The sequence below is a fragment of the Actinoplanes sp. NPDC020271 genome, from assembly GCF_044388125.1.
Classification (GTDB): Bacteria; Actinomycetota; Actinomycetes; order Mycobacteriales; family Micromonosporaceae; genus Actinoplanes.
Genome location: NZ_JBIRWQ010000022.1, coordinates 93,760 through 113,602 on the forward strand (window position 1 = coordinate 93,760; position 19,843 = coordinate 113,602).

The following is a 19,843-nucleotide window of genomic DNA, read 5'->3' on the forward strand; positions in this document are numbered from 1 at the left end:
GAGCCGATGCCGCCCGGCGGCGCTGAGCCGATGCCGCCCGGCGGCGCTGAGCCGATGCCGCCCGGCGGCGCTGAGCCGATGCCGCCCGGCGGCGCTGGGCCGCTGCCGCCCGGCGGCGCTGGGGGGTGACAGGGGGTGGCGGGCCGCGCCCATCGTGGACCGATCGTGGGCGAGTCCACGATGGACGCGGCGGCTTGGAGACTACCCGACTTGAGGGGATTTCGCCTCTCGGAGAGTACGCATCAGCATGCGAGGCGTGACAAGCCGTGTCAATAGACTATGACCGATATATGGTTCTTCCCGGGCTCACCGCATCGGGCGGACTAGGTTTGGCTCATGACTGAAATGAGCTATCGGCGTCTCGGCGATTCGGGCCTGGTCGTGTCCGTCGTCGGCATCGGCTGCAACAACTTCGGCCGGAAGCTCGACGCGGACGGCACCCGCGAGGTCGTCGACGCCGCGATCGACGCCGGCATCACCCTGTTCGACACGGCGGACATCTACGGCACCCCGCATGGCGGCTCGGAGGAACTGCTCGGCGCGGCTCTGAAGGGTCGCCGTGACGACATCGTGCTGGCCACCAAATTCGGCATGAACATGGAAGGCCTGAACGGGCGGGACTTCGGAGCCCGCGGTTCCCGGCGCTACGTGGTCCGTGCGGTCGAGGCGTCGCTGCGCCGGCTGGAGACCGACTACCTCGACCTCTACCAGCTGCACGAGCCGGACCCGGCCACCCCGATCGAGGAGACCCTGGCCGCGCTGGACGATCTGGTCCGTTCCGGCAAGGTGCGCTACCTGGGTAACTCCAACTTTTCCGGCTGGCAGATCGCGGACGCCGACTGGACGGCTCGGGCGTCGAATCTGTCCCCGTTCATCAGTGCACAGAACCGCTACAGCCTGCTGCACCGGGATGTGGAGATCGAGGTCGTCCCGGCGTGCGAGCGTTTCGGGCTGGGGTTGTTGCCGTTCTTCCCACTCGACTCGGGGTTGCTCTCCGGGAAGTACCGGCGGGGCGAGAAGCCGGCCTCGGGCACCCGCCTCTCCCAGGAGCGGTATGCGCCGTGGCTGGAGCACGCCGACTGGGACACCATCGAGGCGCTCACCGCGTTCGGCGCCGAGCGCGGCCACAGCCTGCTCGACGTGGCGATCGCGGGTCTGGCCGCCCGTCCCGCGGTGACAAGTGTGATCGCCGGCGCCACCACCGCCGACCAGGTCCGCGCGAACGCCGCCGCGGCCACTTGGGAGCTGACCGCCGAGGACGTCGCCGCCTTGGACGCCATCCTCAGCGCCTGACCAAGAGCCGACTGGTTGCTGTTCCGGAAAGCGCCTGACCAAGAGCCAGCCGTGGCTGCTGTTCCGGACAGCGCCCGGTCAAGAGCCGGCCGTGGCTGCTGTTCCGGACAGCGCCGGTCAAGAGCCGGCACGGACGGCCACTGTCGAAAGCGCCCGACCAGCCAACCGAGTTCAACCAGCGCTGACGGTCGTCGTTCGGGTTCGATGACGACCGTCAGCCCGCGGTCGGCAGCCAGAGGCCGGACGGCCGGCAGTCAGACGGTAGGGGCCGGACGGCCGACAGTCAGACGCCGGCGGTCACACGTCGGCGAAGAGCAAACCGTCAGCAGGCAGGGCCGGGACCTCACCACGGGCCGCAGCCCGCCGGGCGAACTCCCGAACCCCCATCTGCTGCCGCTCCCCCAGCGAGAAGTCGAGCGCCCGGAAGTAGTTCGCCAGGGTCGCCGCGTCGAACGGCTCCCACCGCGCCGCCGCCTCGGCCACCGCGTCCAGTTCGCCGAGGCACAGTTCCTTCGAGCGCTGGAACGCCTCGTGCACATCCTTGACCTGGCCGGGGTAGGCGGCGGCGAAGTCCTTCCGAACTGCCCAGACGGCGAAGACCATCGGCAGCCCGGTCCATTCCCGCCAGGCGTCGGCCAGGTCGATCACCTGCAGGCCCTTTGCGGGCGCTTCGTACAGCGCGCGCAGCGCCGGGTCCCCGATCAGCGCCGCCGCGTCGGCCTCGCGCAGCATGAGTGACAGGTCGGGCGGGCAGCGGAAGTAGGTCGGCTCCACCCCGTATCGCTCGGAGAGCAGCATCTGCGCCAGCAGCACCCCGGTCCGTGAGGTGGACCCCAGTGCGACCGGCCGTTTGTCCAGCTCATCGAGGGGCCGGGTGGTGACCAGGTTGACCGAGAGCACCGGCCCGTCACTGCCGACGGCCAGGTCGGGCAGCAGAACCAGCTGGTCGGCGTGCTTCAAGTACTCGACCAGCGTGATCGGCCCGATGTCGAGGTCACCGGCGACGAGCGCGGCGCTGAGCCGGTCGGGCGTGTCCTTGTGCAGATCGACGTCGAGCAGTGCGCCCGATCGCATCAGCCCCCAGTAGATCGGCAGGCAGTTGAGGAACTGGATGTGCCCGACCCGGGGCCGACTGACGCTGTCGTTCATGACCCGACGGTATCCCTGACCTCGGCGAGTTCGCTTATCGAAGCAGCGTCTCGTTGCTCACGTCCAGCGGGGCGAGGGACGAATCACGCCCGTCAGTACCAGCCCGGGCCGGTCGCGCCCGGCGTCGATTCCGTGAGCCGACGCCGGGCGTGACCGGGTTTTGCGGGGTGAGCGCAACCACCCACGGAGGCCGCCCTGGAGGGCTTTGCGTTCTGGCCGGCCACGGCCTGCAAAGCCCGTAGGGGCCCCCGCGGGAGCGACGATCCGGACCACAGCGGAGAGGGGACATGAAGATCCTGAAGTTGATCTTCAAAAAGTGATAAATCGGTGGACAGATGGTGAAGGGTGCGTAGCGTGGAGGGCCGCTCGACGGCCGTGGTGAGCAAGCACCGCAGCGGACGTCCCCGCGCCGGGCGGCGGCCGAAACGCCGTCCGGAAACGCGAGCGCAGCCGTGATGAGCCTGCCGAGGATGCCCCGTGTCCACGTTTGACATGCAAGAAGAGCTCGCTGCCGAACGATCCCACCTCGTCGAGTCGAGGGCCGCGCTGAAACGGATGCGCGGCCGAGCCGAGGCGCTCTTCTCGACCGGTGACAAGGTGGCCGGCGACGCCTACACCGCGGAGCAGTTGGGCCGGCACATGGCCCGCCGGGTGAAGGAGCTGGCCGACGATCCCGACACTCCGCTGTTCTTCGGGCGTCTCGACATCGAGGAGAACGCCTATCACGTGGGCCGGCGGCACGTGACTGACGACGCCGGTGAGCCGATGGTGCTGGATTGGCGGGCGCCGCTGTCGCGGTCGTTCTACCGGGCGAGCGTCCGTGATCCGCAGGGTGTGGCGACGCGCCGGCGGTTCGGGTTCGTCAAGGGTGACTTGACCAGTTTTGAGGATGAACACCTGGATCGTGGCGAGGAGTTGGGGACCAGCAGCCGGATCCTGACCGCGGAGATCGAGCGACCGCGCGTCGGGCCGATGCGGGACATCGTCGCCACCATTCAGCCTGAGCAGGACGAGCTGGTCCGGGCCGAGCTGGGTGATTCGATCTGCGTGCAGGGCGCGCCGGGCACCGGGAAGACCGCGGTCGGGCTGCACCGGGCGGCGTTCCTGCTCTACCTGCACCGGGAGCGTCTGCGCCGGTCCGGGGTGCTGATCGTGGGGCCGAACACCGCGTTCCTCTCCTACATCTCGGCGGTGCTGCCGACGTTGGGCGAGGTCGAGGTCCAGCAATCCACCCTGGACGAGCTTGTGGCAAAAAATCCGGTCAAAGCGGTTGATGCTCCTGCGGCCGCGCTCGTCAAGAATGACGTGCGCATGGCGGAAACGCTGAAGAACCTGCTCTGGAGCCGGATCGCCAAACCGACCGAGCCGATCATGGTGTCGGACGGTTCCTACCGCTGGCGGATCGACGTCGAGCCGCTGCGCCGGATCGTCGACGAGGCACGTCGCGAGGAGTTGCCGTATTCGGTCGGCCGCGAGCGCGTCCGGGCCCGGGTCGTGGGCCTGTTGCAGCGCCAGTCGGAGTACCGGACCGGCAATTCGCCGAGTGAGACCTGGTTGCGCAAGATGAGCAGGATCGCCCCGGTGACCGGGTTCCTGGAGGCCTGCTGGCCCGCCGTGACCCCGGAGTCGCTGGTCGCCGAGCTGCTGACCGACCCCTCGGCAGCCGATCTGCTGACCGAGGCGGAGCAGGCGGCGATCCGCTGGGTGAAACCGCCCAAGACCCCGAAGTCGGCCAAGTGGGCGGCGGGCGACCTGCTGCTGCTCGACGAGGCAGCCGGGCTGCTGGAACGGGAGAACAGTTTCGGTCACGTGGTCGTCGACGAGGCTCAGGATCTGTCCCCGATGGCGGCCCGCGCGATTGCCCGGCGCAGTGAGCACGGCTCGATCACGCTGCTCGGCGACCTGGCCCAGGGCACCGCGCCGTGGGCCACCACCGACTGGCGGGAGATCCTGCGCCACCTGGGCAAACCGGACGCCTCGGTGGTGCCGCTGACGGTCGGCTTCCGCGTCCCGGAGGCGGTGGTGACGCTGGCCAACCGGCTGCTGCCGGCGCTCGGCGTCAACGTGCCGGAGGCGGTGTCGCTGCGCCGCGACGGTGACCTTGCGGTCATTCCGGTCGCCGAGGCGGACGAGCTGGACGCGCGCACGCTGGTCGAGGTCACCGCGGCGCTGGAGCACGAGGGCTCGATCGCGATCATCGCGGCGGACGCGGCGGTGGACCGGCTGCGCGGTGAGCTCACGGCCGCCGGCGTCGAGCACGCGACGCCCGACGACCTCGAGGCCGAGGCGCGCGTCATGGTGGTCCCGGCCACGCTGGTCAAGGGCTTGGAGTACGACCACGTCATCGTCCACGAGCCCGCCGACATCGTTGCCGCCGAGCCCCGCGGGCTGAACCGCCTCTACGTCGTGCTCACGCGAGCGGTCACCCGCCTTTCGGTGCTCCACGCGAAACCGCTTCCTGAACCGCTTAACATCGACTGATGCCACGCATCGGAGTGATGTTCGACCGCGACCTTCCCCCCGAGGACCTCACCGCCTTCGCCGTCGCCGCGGAGGAGGCCGGTGCCGATGACCTGTGGGTCGTCGAGGATCTCGGCTGGGCCGGCTCGATCAGTACGGCCGCGCTGGCCCTCGCCGCCACGTCCCGCATCCGGGTCGGCATCGGTATCGCGCCGGCCCCGCTGCGCAGCCCCGCGCTGCTCGCGATGGAGCTGGCCATGCTGGCCCGGGTGCACCCGGGTCGCCTGGTGGCCGGGCTCGGGCACGGCGTGACGCAGTGGATGGAGCAGCTCGGTGTGAAGCCGAAGTCGCCGCTGGCCATGCTGGAGGAGACGATCGTCGTGGTGCAGGGCCTGCTCCGCGGCGAGACGGTGACGATGAACGGGCGTGAGGTGTGCATCGACGGCGTTCGCCTGGTGCACCCGCCGGCCGTTCTGCCGCCGATCGTCACCGGCGTGGTGAAGCCGCGCTCGCTGGAGCTTTCCGGCCGGGTCGCGGACGGCACGATCATCGCCGAGGGCAACGGGCCCGAGCAGCTCACGGACGCGCTCTCGCACCTCCGGCGGGGCGGCGCGGCCGACGAGCACGAGCTGATCGTCTTCACGTATCTGCACGTCAACGACGATCCGGACGACGCCGCGAAGGTCACCGGCTCGATGGTCGAGGGTCAGGCGAGCTGGCTCGGCGTGCCGCCCTCCGAGGTGTTCTCGCTGATCGGCCCGGTCGACCAGGTGCCGTCCAAGGTGGACTCGCTGGTCGGGGCCGGCGCGGGGACGATCGTGCTGCGACCGCTCGGGCCGGACCCGATTCCGCAGCTCAAGGCCGCCCTCACCGCTCTCGGCCGCTGATCCGGCGGTTCATTTCCGCGAGCGGCAGGGACGGGTTGCCGGCCGCCGACTCGGCTACCTGCGGGTCCGGGTCGGCAAGCAGTCCGGCGACCCGTTCCGCCGGCAGCGCCGGATGCGCGGCCGCGATCGCCCGCAGCCGCCCGTCCTCGTCGGCCAGGCAGATCTCCAGCACTTCGGCGTCCGCGTTCGGGTGCCGGGCGATCTCGCGGAGCGCCTTCGGCACCCGCGGATCTTCGCGAGCCAGGGCCAGGAGGAGGTCGCTGGGCGCGTCCGGGTTCGCCGCGACGGCGCTTTTCACGCGTACGCCGTGAGCCGCCACCATCCCGGCCAGCGCCTCGCCGCTCAGCCCGGGATGGCCGGCGATCGCCGCGACCACCTTCGCGTCCGGGTCGGCGGCGAGCCCGTCCCGGACGTCGGCGGGCAGGTCACGGCGGGTCGCGAGCAGCCTCCGTACCTCCGGATCGGTGTTTGTCGCCAAGGCGTGGACCTCGTCGTCGGTCGCCGTTGCGACGCGCGGCAGCAGGGTCGGCCCGAGCCGGGTCGTGGCGGCCACCCGAGCGAGCACGTCGAGCGGAATGTTCGGGTTGTGGGCGAGTTGCCGGCGCACCTCGTGGGCCGGGTCCGCGGCCAGCCGTTCGATCAGGTGCGGCGGCAGTCCCGGGTTCCCGGCCAGGTAGTGCCGCACCCCGGCGACCGGGTCGCCAGCCAGCTGCTCGGCCACCACAGGCGGCAGGTCGGGCCGCTCGGCGAGGGTCCAGCGCAGCACAGTGGACGGCGAGTCGGCCAGGCTGACCAGCGAAGACATCGGCGTCGCAGGGTTATCCACAGCATGACACCGCAGGCTGTGGACAGCGGATTGGTGGCTGCCGTCGCACGCGTCACCGGGCAGCAGCGCGCAGTCCGGCCGCTCGCAGTCCCGGCCGTGCGTGAACGGGATCGGCTCCTGGTCACAAACCCGGCAGGCTTCCGGCGGCGGATCGTTGACGAGCAGCGCGGCCAGCAGTTCCGGCGACGCCGCGTGGTTGGCCGCGACCATCGCCCGGACCGCGGCGTGCCGGTGCTTCGCAAGGCGTTCCAGCAGCTCACGATCGGTGGTGAAGATCGCCGTTTCGCTAACCACGTCCAGGTCCGGGTCGTCGGCCAGCACCGCCGAGACCTCGGCCGGCAGTCCCGGGCAGGCCGCGAGCTTCTGCCGCACCTCCGCGCTCGGGTCGGTGGCGATCCGCCGGGCCCAGGCTTCCCGGCCACGTCCCTCGTCGAGCAGAACCAATTGGAGGTACGTCGTATCGAGCGCTTCCTCCACAACCAGGTCCTCCGCCGACAGCCGGCCGTCGCGCGCCAGCGCCTCGGCGGCGCCACTGTCCCGGACCGCCAGCGCGCGGACCTGGGCCGAAGTCAGATCGGAGCGGTAGGCGAGGGCTTGCGCGAGATCCTCGTCGGCCCGCCCGATCAGACGGTCGACCAGGGCGGGCGGCAGGGCCGGATTGCCGGCCAGCGCCACCAGGAGGTCATCCACGATCGAGCATCCTCGCCGTTCCACCGCCCGGCGGGAAGGCTTGTTCGATTGCGGCTGGATCTCACTCTTCGGACGTGTCGAGCGGTTTCACCCAACGCGACCACTCGTCCTGCCGACGGTAGCCGCGTGCGGCCCAGATGCCGTGGGCGCGCTCGTTCGCGTCCAGCACCATGGCATCCACGCGGGTGCCGCCCAGCCGGCGGAACCGTTCCTCGGCGGCCTCGATCAGCCGGACGCCGATGCCTTGACGCCGGTGTCCGGGCGAGACGGCCAGCCGGTAGAGGTGACAGCGCCAGCCGTCCCACCCCGCGATGATCGTCCCGACGATCTCGCCGTCGGCCACCGCCAGGATCAGTGCCTCCGGGTCCCGGCCGGTCAGCGCCTCGATCGCCGCCGGGGTGTCCGTGGGGCGGCTGTCGTTCTCGGCCGCGCTCTGCCAGAACGCCAGCACGGTGTCCAGTTCGGATCGCTGCGCCGCCCGCAAGGTCAATTTCTCCACGGCCGTCACCTTAAGGCCGTCCGAGCCTGGATCGGCTAGAAGACTGACAGTCCGGCCCGGCCGCCGGTGTCCGGATGCGACCATGCGGATATGACCGTTCCATCGCCTGGCGTGCCCACCTGGGTGGATCTGGCCACGTCCGATCTCGGCGACTCGACCCGGTTCTACACGAACCTGTTCGGCTGGACCGCCGAGGTCTCCGGCGACGACTTCGGCGGATACACGACGTTCCTGCTCAACGGCCTGCCCGTGGCCGGTGCCGGTCCGCTGTTCGGCGAGGGGCAGCCGACCGCCTGGAGCACGTACATCGCCACCGACAACGCCGACCTGATCGCTGCCCGGGTGGAGGCGTCCGCCGGGAAGGTGCTGGTCGCACCGTTCGACGTGATGGATCAGGGCCGGATGGCGGCGTTCCTCGACCCGGCCGGCGCGCCGTTCAGCGTGTGGGAGCCCGGCACGATGCCCGGCGCCGGGGTCTTCAACGTGCCCGGGGCGCTGACCTGGAGCGAGCTGAACACCAGGGACGTCGACGGGGCGCGCCACTTCTACGCCTCCGTCTTCGGCTGGACGTTCCGGGAGACGGCGGTCGGCGGGCGGCCGTACGTGCTCTGCGACAACCTGCGTCACCCCGTCGCGGGTCTGCAGCCGATGGCCGGCGAGGGGTGGGCCGACGACGTCCCGCCGTACTGGCTGGTCTACTTCGCGGTCGGCGACTGCGACGTGGCCGCACAGCACGCGTTCGCGCTCGGCGGGCGTGTGATCAGCCCGCCGACGACGATCGCCATCGGTCGCTACGCGGTCCTGGCCGATCCCCAGGGCGCGACGTTCGCCCTGCTCGCCGCCGGCCGCTGACACCCGCGCGATGCCGCCGCCACTCTCGGCACCCCGCGCCACCCGCTCTCGACTAGCTCTCAGGGGCGCTTGAAACGCATGGAAACACCTCTGAGAACCGGCCGACAGCCGGCGGCTCGCTACCAGAGGTGCCACGGGGTCAGGAGCGGACGGCGACGACCAGAGGGCCATGATCGCCGGGGATGACTCGCACCCGGACCCGGTAATGCTCGGCCAGGTTGGCCTCGGTCAGCACCTCGGACGGGGTGCCGGCCGCCGCGACCCGGCCGCCCGACAGCAGAACCATGCGGTCGGCGTACTCCCCCGCGGTCGACAGGTCGTGCATGGTGGCGAGCACGGTCAGGCCCCGCGAGGCGCGCAGGTCGTCGACCAGTTCGAGAACCTCCTGCTGGTGGCCGATGTCCAGCGCGCTGGTCGGCTCGTCGAGCAGCAGGATCCGGGCACCCTGGGCGAGCGCCCGCGCCAGGAACACCCGCTGCCGCTCGCCGCCGGAGAGCGTGTCCAGCCGGCGGCCCGCGAACGGGACCAGGTCGAGGGCGGTCAACTCAGCCTCGACGGCGGCCAGGTCGGCGGCGGATTCCCGGCCGAGTGGCGCGATGTAGGGCGTACGCCCGAGCAGGACGTAGTCGAAAACGGTCATCGCGGGTGGGACGACCGGGTTCTGGACGACCACGGCGAGCGCCTTGGCCCGCTCCCGCCGAGGCAGGTCACCGAGCGGACGGCCGTCCAGCCGGATCGTGCCGTCGAACGGGAGCAGACCGGCCACGGCACGCAGGACGGTGGACTTGCCGGCACCGTTGGGGCCGATCACGGTGACCCACTCGCCGTCGGCCACGTCCAGGCTGATGTGGTCGACGATCAGGGCGTTGTCGAGGCGTACCGTCAAATCCTCGATTTTGATCATGTGGACGCCGATCGCGTGGTGCGCAGCACCACGATGAAGAACGGCGCGCCGAGGAACGCCGTGACCACCCCGATCGGGATCTCCGCCGCACCGCCCGCGACCCGGGCCAGCAGATCGGTCAGCGCCAGGAACGCCGCGCCGAAGAGCAGCGACAACGGCAGCAACGACCGGTAGCTCGGCCCGGTCAGCAGTCGCAGTGTGTGCGGGACGATGATGCCGACGAACCCGATCAGCCCGGAGACCGAGACGGCCGCGGCGGTGCCCAGCGAGGCGGCCACGATCAACAGGTACCGGCTGCGCTGCGGGTGCAGGCCGAGGCTGGTCGCCTCCTCGTCGCCGACGGTGAGAACGTCCAGCTCACGCCGCTGGGTGAGCATGATCGCGGCGGTCACCACGGTGTAGGGCAGCACCACGAGCACGTCGTGCCAGCCGGCCGTGCCGAGGCGGCCGAGCAGCCAGGAGTACACCTCGCGCAGCGACTCGACGTGCCGTTGCAGCAGATAGGTCTGGATCGCGGAGAGGAAGGCGGCGACCGCGACCCCGGCCAGGATCAGAGCGGCCGGTGATCGATCGCGGCCACCGGCGGCGCCGAGCATCCACGTGAGCGCGACCGCGCTCAGAGCTCCCACGAAGGCCGCCGCAGGCACGCCGATCGGCAGCTCCGTCCCCGCCGGACGCAGCACGAGCACCGCGGTCACGCCGAGACCGGCCCCGGCGGCGACCCCGAGCAGGTGCGGGTCGGCCAGCGGATTACGGAACGCACCCTGGTACGCCGCGCCGGCCAGCGCCAGCATCGCGCCGACCAGGAGACCGAGCACGACCCGGGGCAACCGCAACTCGGTGAGGATCGCGACCTCACGCTCGGTGAGTCCGCTGTGCAGGCGTACGCCGGGAATGAGGTTGAGAAGTTCGACGGCGACGCCGCCGGGCGGCAGCGACACCGAGCCGAAGGCGAGGCCGGCGACGACCGCGACCAGCACGGCCACGACGCCGGCGGCCAGCCAGGCCGGGCGCATCCCGGCCGGTCTCACGAGACCTTGCTCACCGCGTCGGCCACGGACCTCACAAGATCGACTGTACGGGGTCCCCAGCGCGACGCGATGTCATCGTCCAACGGATAGACCTGGGACTTCTGCACCGCCGTGATCGACGACCAGCCGGCCCGCGCGGCCACCGTCGCCGCGGTCTGCTGGCAACACTTGGTGTCGGCCAGGAAGACGGTGTCCGGGTTCGCCTTGACCAGCGCTTCCGCCGAGAGCTGCGGATACCCGCCCTTGCTGCCGTCGGCGTCCGCGGCGTCGGCCACGTTCGTCATCCCGAACAGATTGAAGACGCCACCGATGAACGTCTTCGACGTCGCCGAGTAGAGCTCCGGCCCGAGCTCGTAGTAGTAGGTGAGCGGCTTGGCGCGGGCCGGCATCGACTTCACGATCTGATCGATCTCAGCCTTCATCCCGTCGGTCACCGCGTTCGCCTCGGCCCCGTGACCGGTCAAAATCCCAAGATCTTTGATTTCCCGGTACGTGTCGTCGAGCGTCCCCGCCGCCGGCGACACCAACGTCGGGATCTTGAGTTTGCCCAGTTGAGCGACGATCTGATCAGCGTCGCCGGAGAGCACCACGAGGTCGGGATCCTTCGCGGCGATCGCCTCGGCGTTCGGCTTGAAGCCGGAGAGATCGGTCTTCGGCGCCTCGGCCGGGTAGTTCGACTGATCATCGACCGCGGTCACCTGCGAGCCGGCGCCGATCGCGAAGAGCATCTCGGTGGCGGTCGGGCTCAGCGAGACGATCTTCTCCGGGCGCGCGCCGAGCGTCAGCGTCCCGACCGTCACCGGGAAACTGGCCGCGGCCGAACTCGCCGGGTTGGACGACTTGTCGTTCTCGTCAGAGGTGCCGCAGCCGGCGAGCAGCAGGGCGGACGCCGCCGTGGCAGCGATCAGTACGCGTTTCATGAGGTCCTTCTGTCGGTCGGAGGTGGTGCTTCGCCGACAGGGCCGCGGCGCGCGAGATTACTTGCCGGCGTCGGTCTTGTGCTCGGTCTTCACTGCGTCGGCGGTGTCCGCGGCACCTGCGGCCGTAGCGCCCTCCACCTCGGTCCCCGTCTTGCCCGTGACGCCGGCGTCGGTCGCAACCCGGCCCTCGGCGGCGTCGGGCGTGACCTGATTCTTCGCGTCGGCCGCGGGCGTGACCGGCTTTTGCGCGCCAGTGACGGACTTTTGGGTGACGGTGACCGGCTCTTTTGCGTCGGCGGGCCTTTGGGCGTCGGCGGGCTTTTTGGCGTCGGCGGCGGCCACCCGGTCGCCGGCCTCGGCGGCCAAGTCGTCGCCGGCCAGCGCGGACCGCAGGCGGGCCTTCTCCGCGGAGCGGCGCGCGGCCGCGTCGGCGAGGTGCTCGGCCATCTGGTCACGCCAGTTGCGCAACAGGAAGAACGCGAACGCAGCCGATGCCACGAATGCGATCATGGCCTTGACCAGGATGTTCAGCGGGGTCGGGAAGAGGACCGCGAACACCAGCAGGAACAGGCCGATGCGACCCAGCGTGTACTTGATGGCGGGACTCATGATCTCTCTCCCTCAGCCGGACCGCTGACGAAGCCAGCGAAGGCCGTAGAACCAGACGAAGCAGTAGACGATCGTGGCGGTCACCGCGCCGGCGCCACCGCTCACCAGGGGAGGAGTGTACGGCGCGACCAGACCGGCGATCGTCAAGCCCGCGGCGGTCCCGAAGCCGATACCGAGCACCGCGGCCAGCACCCGCTCCGCCCCGAAGCCCTCGGCCCGGAACTGCTCGACGAAGAGCCAGACCGGCAGGATCACGATCAGCCAGCCGTTGGTCTGGCCGAACCGGGCCACCCCGGTCACGGCGAGAATGCCCTCCAGGACGAGCACCACCGCGATGCCGACGACCAGGCCCGCGAAGGCCGCGCCGAGCAGATCGCCGACGGTCGCCACCGGACCGGGATTCCGCCGTAGACCACCCGTGCTCCGCTGCTGGGTCATCAGAAAATCCTAGGCCCAGACCTTCTGCGGCTCACTGCGCCGCTCGGCCAGGCTGACCGGCCTCTCATACTCCCGGACGACCTCGTAGCGCGTGTTGCGCTCGACCGGCTGGAAACCGGCGTCCCAGATGACGTTGAGCAGATCGTCGCGGTGCATCGTGCTGGGCGTCCCGTACGAGTCGGCGTCGTGCGTGATCTTGTATTCCACCACCGAGCCGTCGAGGTCGTCGGCCCCGAAGTTCAGCGACAGCTGAGCCACCGACAGGCCGTGCATCACCCAGAAGTTCTTCAGGTGCGGCACGTTGTCGAAGAGCAGCCGGGAGACCGCGAACGTCTTGAGCGACTCGGCCGGTGCCGCCATCGTCGTCCGCTCCTGGATCCGGTTACGGATCTTGCCGTCCGCCGAGTCGTGGAAGTCGTGCTGGTAGCGCAGCGGGATGAAGACGGCGAAACCACCGGTCTCGTCCTGCAGCTCACGCAGGCGCAGCACGTGGTCGACCCGGTGCCGCGGCTCCTCGATGTGCCCGTAGAGCATCGTCGCCGGCGTCTTCATGCCCCTCTCGTGAGCGAGCCGGTGGATGCGCGACCAGTCCTCCCAGTGGCAGTTGTGGTCGACGATGTGCTGCCGGACCTCCCAGTCGAAGATCTCGGCGCCACCACCGGTCAGCGACTCCAGCCCGGCATCCATCAGCTCGTCGAGGATCTCGCCGGCGGAGAGGCCGCTGATCTTCTCGAACCACTGCACCTCGGTGGCGGTGAAGCACTTGAGCTTCACGTCCGGCAGAGCCGCTTTCAGCTCGCGCAGCACCTTGGGGTAGTAACGCCAGGGCAGCGAGGGGTGCAGGCCGTTGACGATGTGCAGCTCGGTGAGCTGCTCACCCTCCATCTCCTTGGCCTTGGCCACCGCCTCGTCGATGCGCATCGTGTAAGCGTCCTTCTCCCCCGGCTTGCGCTGGAAGGAGCAGTAGGCACAGCTGGCCGAGCACACGTTCGTCAGGTTGAGGTGCCGGTTGACGTTGAACATCACCCGGTCACCGTTCATCTCGGTGCGCTTGTGGTGGGCGAGGCGGCCGAGCCAGGCGAGGTCATCGCTGTCGTAGAGCGCGATGCCGTCCTCGCGGCTGAGCCGCTCACCCGCGTAGACCTTCGCCTCGAGGTCACGCTTCAGTCCGGCATCCATGTGCGCCCCTTTCCCGTTCTCGCCGTCGAGCCTACGTGCCCCGTATGACACCGAACACGGCGCCGGGCCGCCCGGTGTCGCATCCCACCCGGAGCGACCTTCACTGACCAGGCGATACGGACTTGAGCACCAGCAAGTCGAGAAATTCTCAGGCGTCTTTCACCTTCTTTCGATCGACAGCGGTGCGTTGCTGCGGTATGAACCTTTAGGAACGACTAGCGATGGTCCGGTGGCCGTCGCGGACCGGGGAGCTCATGTCCAAGGCATTGCGGTACGGATCAGGTTCGTCACATTCCGTGCTCACGCGATTGCTGCCCGTCACCATCTCGGCGGCGGTCGCCGCGGCACTGGCTGCGCTGTTCGCGCCGGTCCCGGCGATGGCCGCGCCCAACGGCGATCAGCCCCTCGCGGCGGGCGTGCCGGACTCCGGCTCGCGCCCCACCCAGGTCGGCTCGCTCGTGCTCCCCAACACCCCGATCAGCACCACCACGGTCAGCAGCATCCCCGGTTCGGCCACCAGCCCGGTCCTGCAGACGATCGAGAAGGGTCGCGTCGCGATCGACCAGCTCGGTGACGAGCTGGTGAAGCTCAAGGCCGACCGCGATCTCGCGCAGACCCAGGTCACCACCACGCAGCAGAAGGTCGCCGACGCGCAGACCAACCTGCAGGGCGCGCAGACCGACGCCACCACCGCCGCCAACCAGGGCCTGCAGGCGGCCGCCGCGGTCCCGCCCGGCGCTCTCGACTCGGGCCTGCTCAGCCTCGACCAGCTCGCCCGCCTGCAGCGCGGGGAGAAACCGGTCGACTCGTCCGCGATCCAGCGGCTGGAGTCCGCGCAGGTGGCCGCGCAGCTCGCGCTCGACGAGCAGAGCACCGCCGACGCGAAGTACAACGCGCTGCTCAAGCAGTACCAGGAGCAGGACACCAAGCTCAAGCAGAAGCAGGCCGCCCAGGACAAGTACGAGGCCGCCCACAAGCCCGAGCTGGACGCGGCCGAGGCCCTCGCCAGCGCCAACGACCAGGCGCTCGGCTCGCAGTACCTGTCCGCCACCCCGCAGGGGCAGGGCGCCGACCCGCGGGCGATCCAGGCACTGCAGTTCGCCCTGGCCCAGCGCGGCGACCCGTACGTGTGGTCCGAGGAGGGCCCCGACGAGTACGACTGCTCCGGCCTGATGTACGCGGCGTACCACTCGGTCAACTTCCCGCTGGTCCGCGTCTCCCGCGATCAGTACTGGCAGACCCGCAGCAAGGCGGTCGACCGCTACTCGCTGCTCCCCGGTGACCTGCTGTTCTGGAGCTACACCAACAGCTGGACCGGCATCCACCACGTCGCGATGTACGCGGGCAACGGCATGATGGTCGAGGCCCCGCGCACCGGCCTGAACGTGCGGCTCGTCCCGGTCCGCTGGGGCACGCTCTTCGGCGCGACCCGGGTGTTCGGTTCCGTCGAGGGCGGCGCCGGCGCGATCGACCTCGGCACGCCCGACCCCGAGGTGGAACCGACCACACCGACGAAGACGGCGACGCCGAAACCGTCCGGCAGCAAGTCCACCGGCACGCCGAAGCCGTCGGGGTCCTCGACGACCAAGCCGAGCGCCGGCACCGGCTCGAGCAGCCCGACCCCGGGCAGCTCCTCCCCGAGCACGCCGGTCAAGACGCCGAACCCGGGCACCTCGTCGGGCACCCCGTCCACGAGCCCGGAGCCGGACAAGTCGGACAGCACGACACCGTCCAACGGCGGCTCGAGCTCGTCCGGCGGCTCGGATGACGACGATCACTCGACGCCCGCCGAGTCGGCCACCACCACCAAGTCGGCGGCCAGCACCGAGTCAGCCACCGCGACCAAGTCGGCCACCGCAACGAAGTCGGCCGATTCCTCGTCGGCGGAAGCCTCGTCGTCCTCCTCCAGTGCTAGTGACAACTAGTCCGCGAATCAGGTAACAAGGCACCAGCCCCTCGACCGTTTTGTCGGAGGGCTGGTCGGGTCTATGCCGGGTGCGTCAACACCGACTGATGTGGCACGGTTAAGGTCAGCGACCGACGTCCTCAACCGTCGGCAGCGGCGGTCGGGAGGCCCCATGGACGAGCAGCAGGCGACCAGGGACGGCGATAGCTCCACGCCGCCGCCGGGCCGGCAGCCCGCGGGCGACACCGAGGGTTACGCGCCGCCTCCGCCGCCGGGGCCGGGTGCCCTGTGGGCCGCCGCGCGGCCCACCACGGTCTCCGGCTCGGCCCAGGTCTCCGCTGTCCCGGTCTCCACCTCGGCCTCGGTCCCCACCGCCTCAACACCCGTCTCCGCGGCCCCGGTTTCCGGCTCAGCGCCCGTCTCGGCAGCCCCGGCGTCCGGCTCAGCGCCCGTCTCAGCGGCTCCGGCGGCCGGGTCGGCCTCGGTGCCGAAGCAGGCTTCCAGGTCCGGTTCCGGCACTGCGACCTCGGCTATTGTCGCCAGCGCGAAGGCGTTCGGCTCGGCCCCGGTCTCCGCCGCGCCGACCAGTGGGGCCGGGCGGGTCTACGGCACTCCCACCTCGGAGCACCCGACCATCTACGGCAAGGCCGCCACTCCCGAGCCGGAGCCGGGCGATCCGGCCCCGACGCCGGCCGAGCCCGAACCGGCCGAGCCCAAAGACCCAACGCCGGCTGATCCCAAGCCCGCCGACCCGAAACCGTCCGAGCCGAAACCGGGCCAGCCCGAGCCCGCCGAGCCGAAACCCGGCCAGCCCGAGCCGTCCGAGCCCAAGCCGGACAAGCCGGACAAGCCGGACAAGCCGGACAAGCCGGACAAGCCGGACAAGCCCGAGCCTCGCCCGGCCGACCCCCGACCCGTCCCGGCACCGCCGAAGCCCGGTGCGCCGAAACCGGCCGAGCCGGAGCCCACCGTCCCGGACCCGATCAAGCCGCCGCCCGGGCCGATCCCAGGCCCGCAGCCGGGCCCGTTCCCCACGCCTGCGCCCCAGCCCGGTCCGGCGCCCACGCCGCCCGGCCCGGGGCCGGATCCGTACCCGCCGAGCCCCGTTCCTCCCGGTCCCGGCCCTTCTCCGGTGCCGCCCGGCCCCGGTCCGTCCCCGGTTCCGCCCGGCCCGATGCCGAGCCCGGTTCCCGGGCCGCCCGGGCCGAGTCCGGTGCCCGCGCCGCCGCCCGGCCCGGGTCCGGTGTTCCCGCCGCCTCCGGTGATCGGGAACGGTCTGCCTACGTACACGATGCCGCCGGAGAGCGGCGGCCCGACGGGAGTCCTTCCGCCCATGTCCAACGGCATCCCCGGCTTCCCGCCGGCCCCGGCAAATCCTGACCTGACCCAGCCGTTGCGCACCGGCGCCGGTAACCCGGACATGACGATGCCGCTGTCCACCGCGGCCGCGAACGGTGACTTCGACCGGACCACGCCGCTCAACCTGGCCGGCGCCAACGCCGACATGACCATGCCGGTGAATCTGGCCGCGCCCGGTACCAGCGACATGACCCTGCCGGTGAACCTGGCGGCGGCCACGAACATCGACGCCACCATGCCGGTGAACTACGTGCCGACGCAGCCGAATCACGCGCCCGCGCAGCGCCATCCGGGTGGTCAGGTCTACGGCAGCACCGGCGGCTACCCGTCGATCGACATGACGATGCCGGTCGGCGACCCGGTGGAGAACTCGGGGTCGCTGACTGGGCACATCCTGGCCCAGGGCTGGCACGACGCGAAGGTCGACCAGCGCCGCGGCAACCTCAAGGTGGTGATCGCCATGCTGATCGTTCTCGGTCTGCTGGTGGCGGTCAGCCTGATCTTCGTCCTCACTGTGGGTTCCAGCTTCACCGACATGCTGAAGGGCGCCACGGGCTGAACGATCGCCACGGCGGTTCTCCCCGGATTTTGCTGCTCGGGGAGAGCTGCTCTAAGCTGGCGAGGTTGTGCACTGAGGTGAGCCTGCCCACTACCCGACGGGAATGCGGTCGGTGGGGCGAGCGTTCACACGTACACTTATGGCAGTTATTGACGCGGCGCGCCCACCCGGTGCGCGCCTCGGGCGTTCTTGCGGGCATTTCAGCGGGCGGTTCTCGACAACCGCGGCGGGCTATTCGCGAGCATGCGCCCCCGTAGAGAGGTTCTCTTGACCACTTTCGCTGACCCCAGCACGTTCCCGTCCGTTTTCGACAGCAACACCCCCGAGAACAGCAGCAACACCCCCGAGAACACCAGCACCACCGCCGAGAACACTGGCACCACAGCTCCGGCGACGAGCACCGAAACCCCCGAGGTCGTCGAGACCACCGCGACCGTCGAGATCATCGAGACCGAGCCGTCCGCCGTCGAGCCGGAGCCGGTCGCCGTCGCCGGCTTCGCCGACCTGGGCCTCCCGGCCGAGATCGTGCGAGTCCTCACCCGTGAGGGCATCACCACCCCCTTCGAGATCCAGGCCGCGACCGTGCCGGATGCTCTGGCCGGCCGTGACGTGCTCGGCCGTGGCCAGACCGGCTCCGGCAAGACGCTCGCTTTCGGCCTGCCGGTGCTGGCCCGCACCGCCCAGGGCGGCAAGGCGCGCCCGCACTACCCGAAGGCTTTGATCCTGGTTCCGACCCGCGAGCTGGCCATGCAGGTCGCCGACTCGCTGATGCCGGTCGGCCGCTCGGTCGGCGTCTTCCTGAAGACCGCTGTCGGCGGTGTTCCCTACGACCGTCAGATGGACGCGCTGCGCCGCGGCGTCGAGGTCATCGTGGCGACCCCGGGCCGGCTCGCCGACCTGATCGAGCGGGGCGCCTGCAAGCTCGACGACGTCGAGGTCACGGTTCTCGACGAGGCCGACCAGATGGCCGACATGGGCTTCCTGCCCGAGGTCACCGAGCTGCTGGCGAAGACTCCGGAGAACGCGCAGCGCCTGCTCTTCTCGGCCACTCTGGACGGTGACGTCGACACCCTGGTCAAGCGCTTCATGCACGACCCGGTGACGCACTCCACCGCGCCGGCCGAGGCCAGCGTGTCCACCATGGATCACCACCTGCTGCTGATCCCGCCGGCCGAGAAGTTCCCGATCACCTCGTGGATCGCGAACCGGGCCGGCAAGACCATCGTCTTCGCGCGGACCCAGATGGGCGTCGACCGGCTGGTCGAGCAGCTCCACGCGGTCGGTGTGCGGGCCGGTGCGTTGCACGGCGGCAAGACCCAGCGGGTGCGCACCCGGACTCTGGCCGAGTTCAAGGAAGGCCGGACGAACGTCCTGGTCGCCACGGACGTGGCCGCCCGGGGCATCCACGTCGACGGGGTTTCCCTGGTCGTGCACGTGGACCCGCCGAAGGACCCGAAGGACTACCTGCACCGGGCCGGGCGCACCGCGCGAGCCGGCGAGTCCGGTGCGGTCGTGACGCTGGTTCTGCCGAAGCAGCGTCGTTCCACCCAGGCGATGATGGCCAAGGCGGGCGTCGCGCCGGCCGAGGTCCGGGTGCGTGTCGGCGACGAGAAGCTCGCCGCGATCACCGGCGCTCAGGAGCCGAGCGGCGTCCCGGTGGTCGAGGAGCCGGAGCCGCGTCGTGAGCGGTCCGGTGGCGGGCGTGGCCGCTTCGGTGGCGACCGGGGTGACCGGCCGCGCTACGGTGACCGGCCGCAGCGTTCCTACGGCGACCGCAACGACCGTTTCGGCGACCGTCCCGACCGTGGGGGCTACCGCGGTGACCGCCCGGCGGGCGACCGTGGCGGCTTCGGTGACCGGCCGAACCGCGAGCGCGGTGGCTACGGTGACCGGCCGGCCGGCGACCGTGCGGGCTTCGGTGACCGCCCGAACCGCGAGCGCGGTGGCTACGGTGACCGTCCCGCGGGCGACCGTGGCGGCTTCGGCGACCGTCCCGCGGGCGACCGCGGTGGCTTCGGCGACCGTCCCGCGGGTGACCGTGGCGGCTTCGGTGACCGGCAGGGTGCCGGCTCGGGTGAGCGTGGGAACTTCGGTGACCGGGGTGGGGACCGGCGCTTCGGCGACCGTCCGCGCAGCGACCGTTCGTTCGGTGACCGGCCCTCCGGCCAGCGTCGGGACGGGCAGCGCACGGACCGTCGTGAGGGCCCGGGCCGTTTCAACACGTCCCGGCCGGCTCGCAGCCACTGATCAGGCAGCCGGCAAGCCGGGCTCCCAGCCGCTGA

Annotated in this window: 16 protein-coding genes; 7 read left to right on the plus strand and 9 right to left on the minus strand. The window is 70.7% G+C overall.

Going from position 1 to position 19,843, the window contains the following annotated elements; genetic code table 11:
• Positions 1-336: 336 nt before the first annotated feature.
• The gene (locus tag ACH442_RS35585) at positions 337-1,293 is read left to right on the plus strand and encodes an aldo/keto reductase (protein ID WP_396342461.1); all 957 of its coding nucleotides are present in this window, start codon (positions 337-339) and stop codon (positions 1,291-1,293) included.
• Positions 1,294-1,590: 297 nt separating this feature from the next.
• Here ACH442_RS35585 and ACH442_RS35590 read toward each other — a convergent pair whose 3' ends face one another.
• Entirely contained in the window at positions 1,591-2,442 is an 852-nt protein-coding gene (locus ACH442_RS35590; RefSeq protein ID WP_396342462.1) for a menaquinone biosynthetic enzyme MqnA/MqnD family protein, read from the minus strand.
• Between the two features lie 492 nt (positions 2,443-2,934).
• Between ACH442_RS35590 and ACH442_RS35595 the strand changes: the two genes are divergently transcribed.
• Both ACH442_RS35595 and ACH442_RS35600 read left to right on the plus strand, forming a co-directional pair.
• A complete protein-coding gene (locus ACH442_RS35595) occupies positions 2,935-4,923 on the plus strand; it encodes a HelD family protein (RefSeq protein ID WP_396342523.1) in 1,989 nt (662 codons plus the stop codon).
• Positions 4,923-5,789 carry an LLM class flavin-dependent oxidoreductase gene (locus ACH442_RS35600; RefSeq protein WP_396342463.1) on the plus strand — a complete coding sequence of 289 codons (867 nt, stop codon included), beginning with the start codon at positions 4,923-4,925 and terminating at the stop codon, positions 5,787-5,789. Before ACH442_RS35595 ends, ACH442_RS35600 begins: the two co-directional genes overlap by 1 nt.
• Here ACH442_RS35600 and ACH442_RS35605 read toward each other — a convergent pair.
• Together ACH442_RS35605 and ACH442_RS35610 are read right to left on the minus strand one after the other, a co-directional pair.
• Complete coding sequence (locus tag ACH442_RS35605) at positions 5,770-7,305, minus strand: hypothetical protein (protein WP_396342464.1); 1,536 nt, start codon at positions 7,303-7,305, stop codon at positions 5,770-5,772. The two genes, ACH442_RS35600 and ACH442_RS35605, sit on opposite strands and share 20 nt — an antisense overlap.
• Before the next feature lie 61 nt (positions 7,306-7,366).
• Positions 7,367-7,804 (minus strand): GNAT family N-acetyltransferase, encoded by a 438-nt coding sequence (locus tag ACH442_RS35610; RefSeq protein WP_396342465.1) that lies wholly within the window; start codon positions 7,802-7,804, stop codon positions 7,367-7,369.
• Between the two features lie 90 nt (positions 7,805-7,894).
• Here ACH442_RS35610 and ACH442_RS35615 point away from each other — a divergent pair, with 90 nt between their 5' ends.
• Positions 7,895-8,656, plus strand: coding sequence for a VOC family protein (locus ACH442_RS35615; protein ID WP_396342467.1), 762 nt, complete (start codon positions 7,895-7,897; stop codon positions 8,654-8,656).
• A 139-nt stretch (positions 8,657-8,795) separates the two neighbouring features.
• Here ACH442_RS35615 and ACH442_RS35620 read toward each other — a convergent pair whose 3' ends face one another.
• Genes ACH442_RS35620 through mqnE form a run of 6 tightly spaced genes read right to left on the minus strand, consistent with a single transcriptional unit; the run spans position 8,796 to position 13,737 of the window.
• Positions 8,796-9,572: an ABC transporter ATP-binding protein gene (locus ACH442_RS35620; protein WP_396342524.1), complete on the minus strand. Its 777-nt coding sequence runs from the start codon at positions 9,570-9,572 to the stop codon at positions 8,796-8,798.
• Positions 9,557-10,576, minus strand: coding sequence for a FecCD family ABC transporter permease (locus ACH442_RS35625; RefSeq protein ID WP_396342525.1), 1,020 nt, complete (start codon positions 10,574-10,576; stop codon positions 9,557-9,559). The genes ACH442_RS35620 and ACH442_RS35625 overlap by 16 nt, the downstream gene beginning before the upstream one ends.
• Before the next feature lie 11 nt (positions 10,577-10,587).
• Positions 10,588-11,511 (minus strand): ABC transporter substrate-binding protein, encoded by a 924-nt coding sequence (locus ACH442_RS35630; protein ID WP_396342468.1) that lies wholly within the window; start codon positions 11,509-11,511, stop codon positions 10,588-10,590.
• A gap of 57 nt (positions 11,512-11,568) precedes the next feature.
• Entirely contained in the window at positions 11,569-12,120 is a 552-nt protein-coding gene (locus ACH442_RS35635) for a DUF4229 domain-containing protein (protein ID WP_396342469.1), read from the minus strand.
• 12 nt (positions 12,121-12,132) lie between these two features.
• On the minus strand, positions 12,133-12,558 hold the full coding sequence (locus tag ACH442_RS35640) for a hypothetical protein (protein ID WP_396342470.1): 426 nt from the start codon (positions 12,556-12,558) through the stop codon (positions 12,133-12,135).
• Between the two features lie 9 nt (positions 12,559-12,567).
• Positions 12,568-13,737, minus strand: coding sequence for an aminofutalosine synthase MqnE (mqnE, locus tag ACH442_RS35645; RefSeq protein WP_396342471.1), 1,170 nt, complete (start codon positions 13,735-13,737; stop codon positions 12,568-12,570).
• A 296-nt stretch (positions 13,738-14,033) separates the two neighbouring features.
• On the opposite strand from mqnE, the gene ACH442_RS35650 reads away from it, so the two are divergent.
• From ACH442_RS35650 to ACH442_RS35660, 3 genes are all read left to right on the plus strand, one after another.
• Positions 14,034-15,662, plus strand: a complete 1,629-nt coding sequence (locus ACH442_RS35650) for a C40 family peptidase (RefSeq protein WP_396342472.1) — start codon at positions 14,034-14,036, stop codon at positions 15,660-15,662.
• A 153-nt stretch (positions 15,663-15,815) separates the two neighbouring features.
• Positions 15,816-17,561 (plus strand): hypothetical protein, encoded by a 1,746-nt coding sequence (locus tag ACH442_RS35655; RefSeq protein ID WP_396342473.1) that lies wholly within the window; start codon positions 15,816-15,818, stop codon positions 17,559-17,561.
• A 267-nt stretch (positions 17,562-17,828) separates the two neighbouring features.
• Entirely contained in the window at positions 17,829-19,808 is a 1,980-nt protein-coding gene (locus tag ACH442_RS35660; RefSeq protein WP_396342474.1) for a DEAD/DEAH box helicase, read from the plus strand.
• Positions 19,809-19,843: the final 35 nt, after the last annotated feature.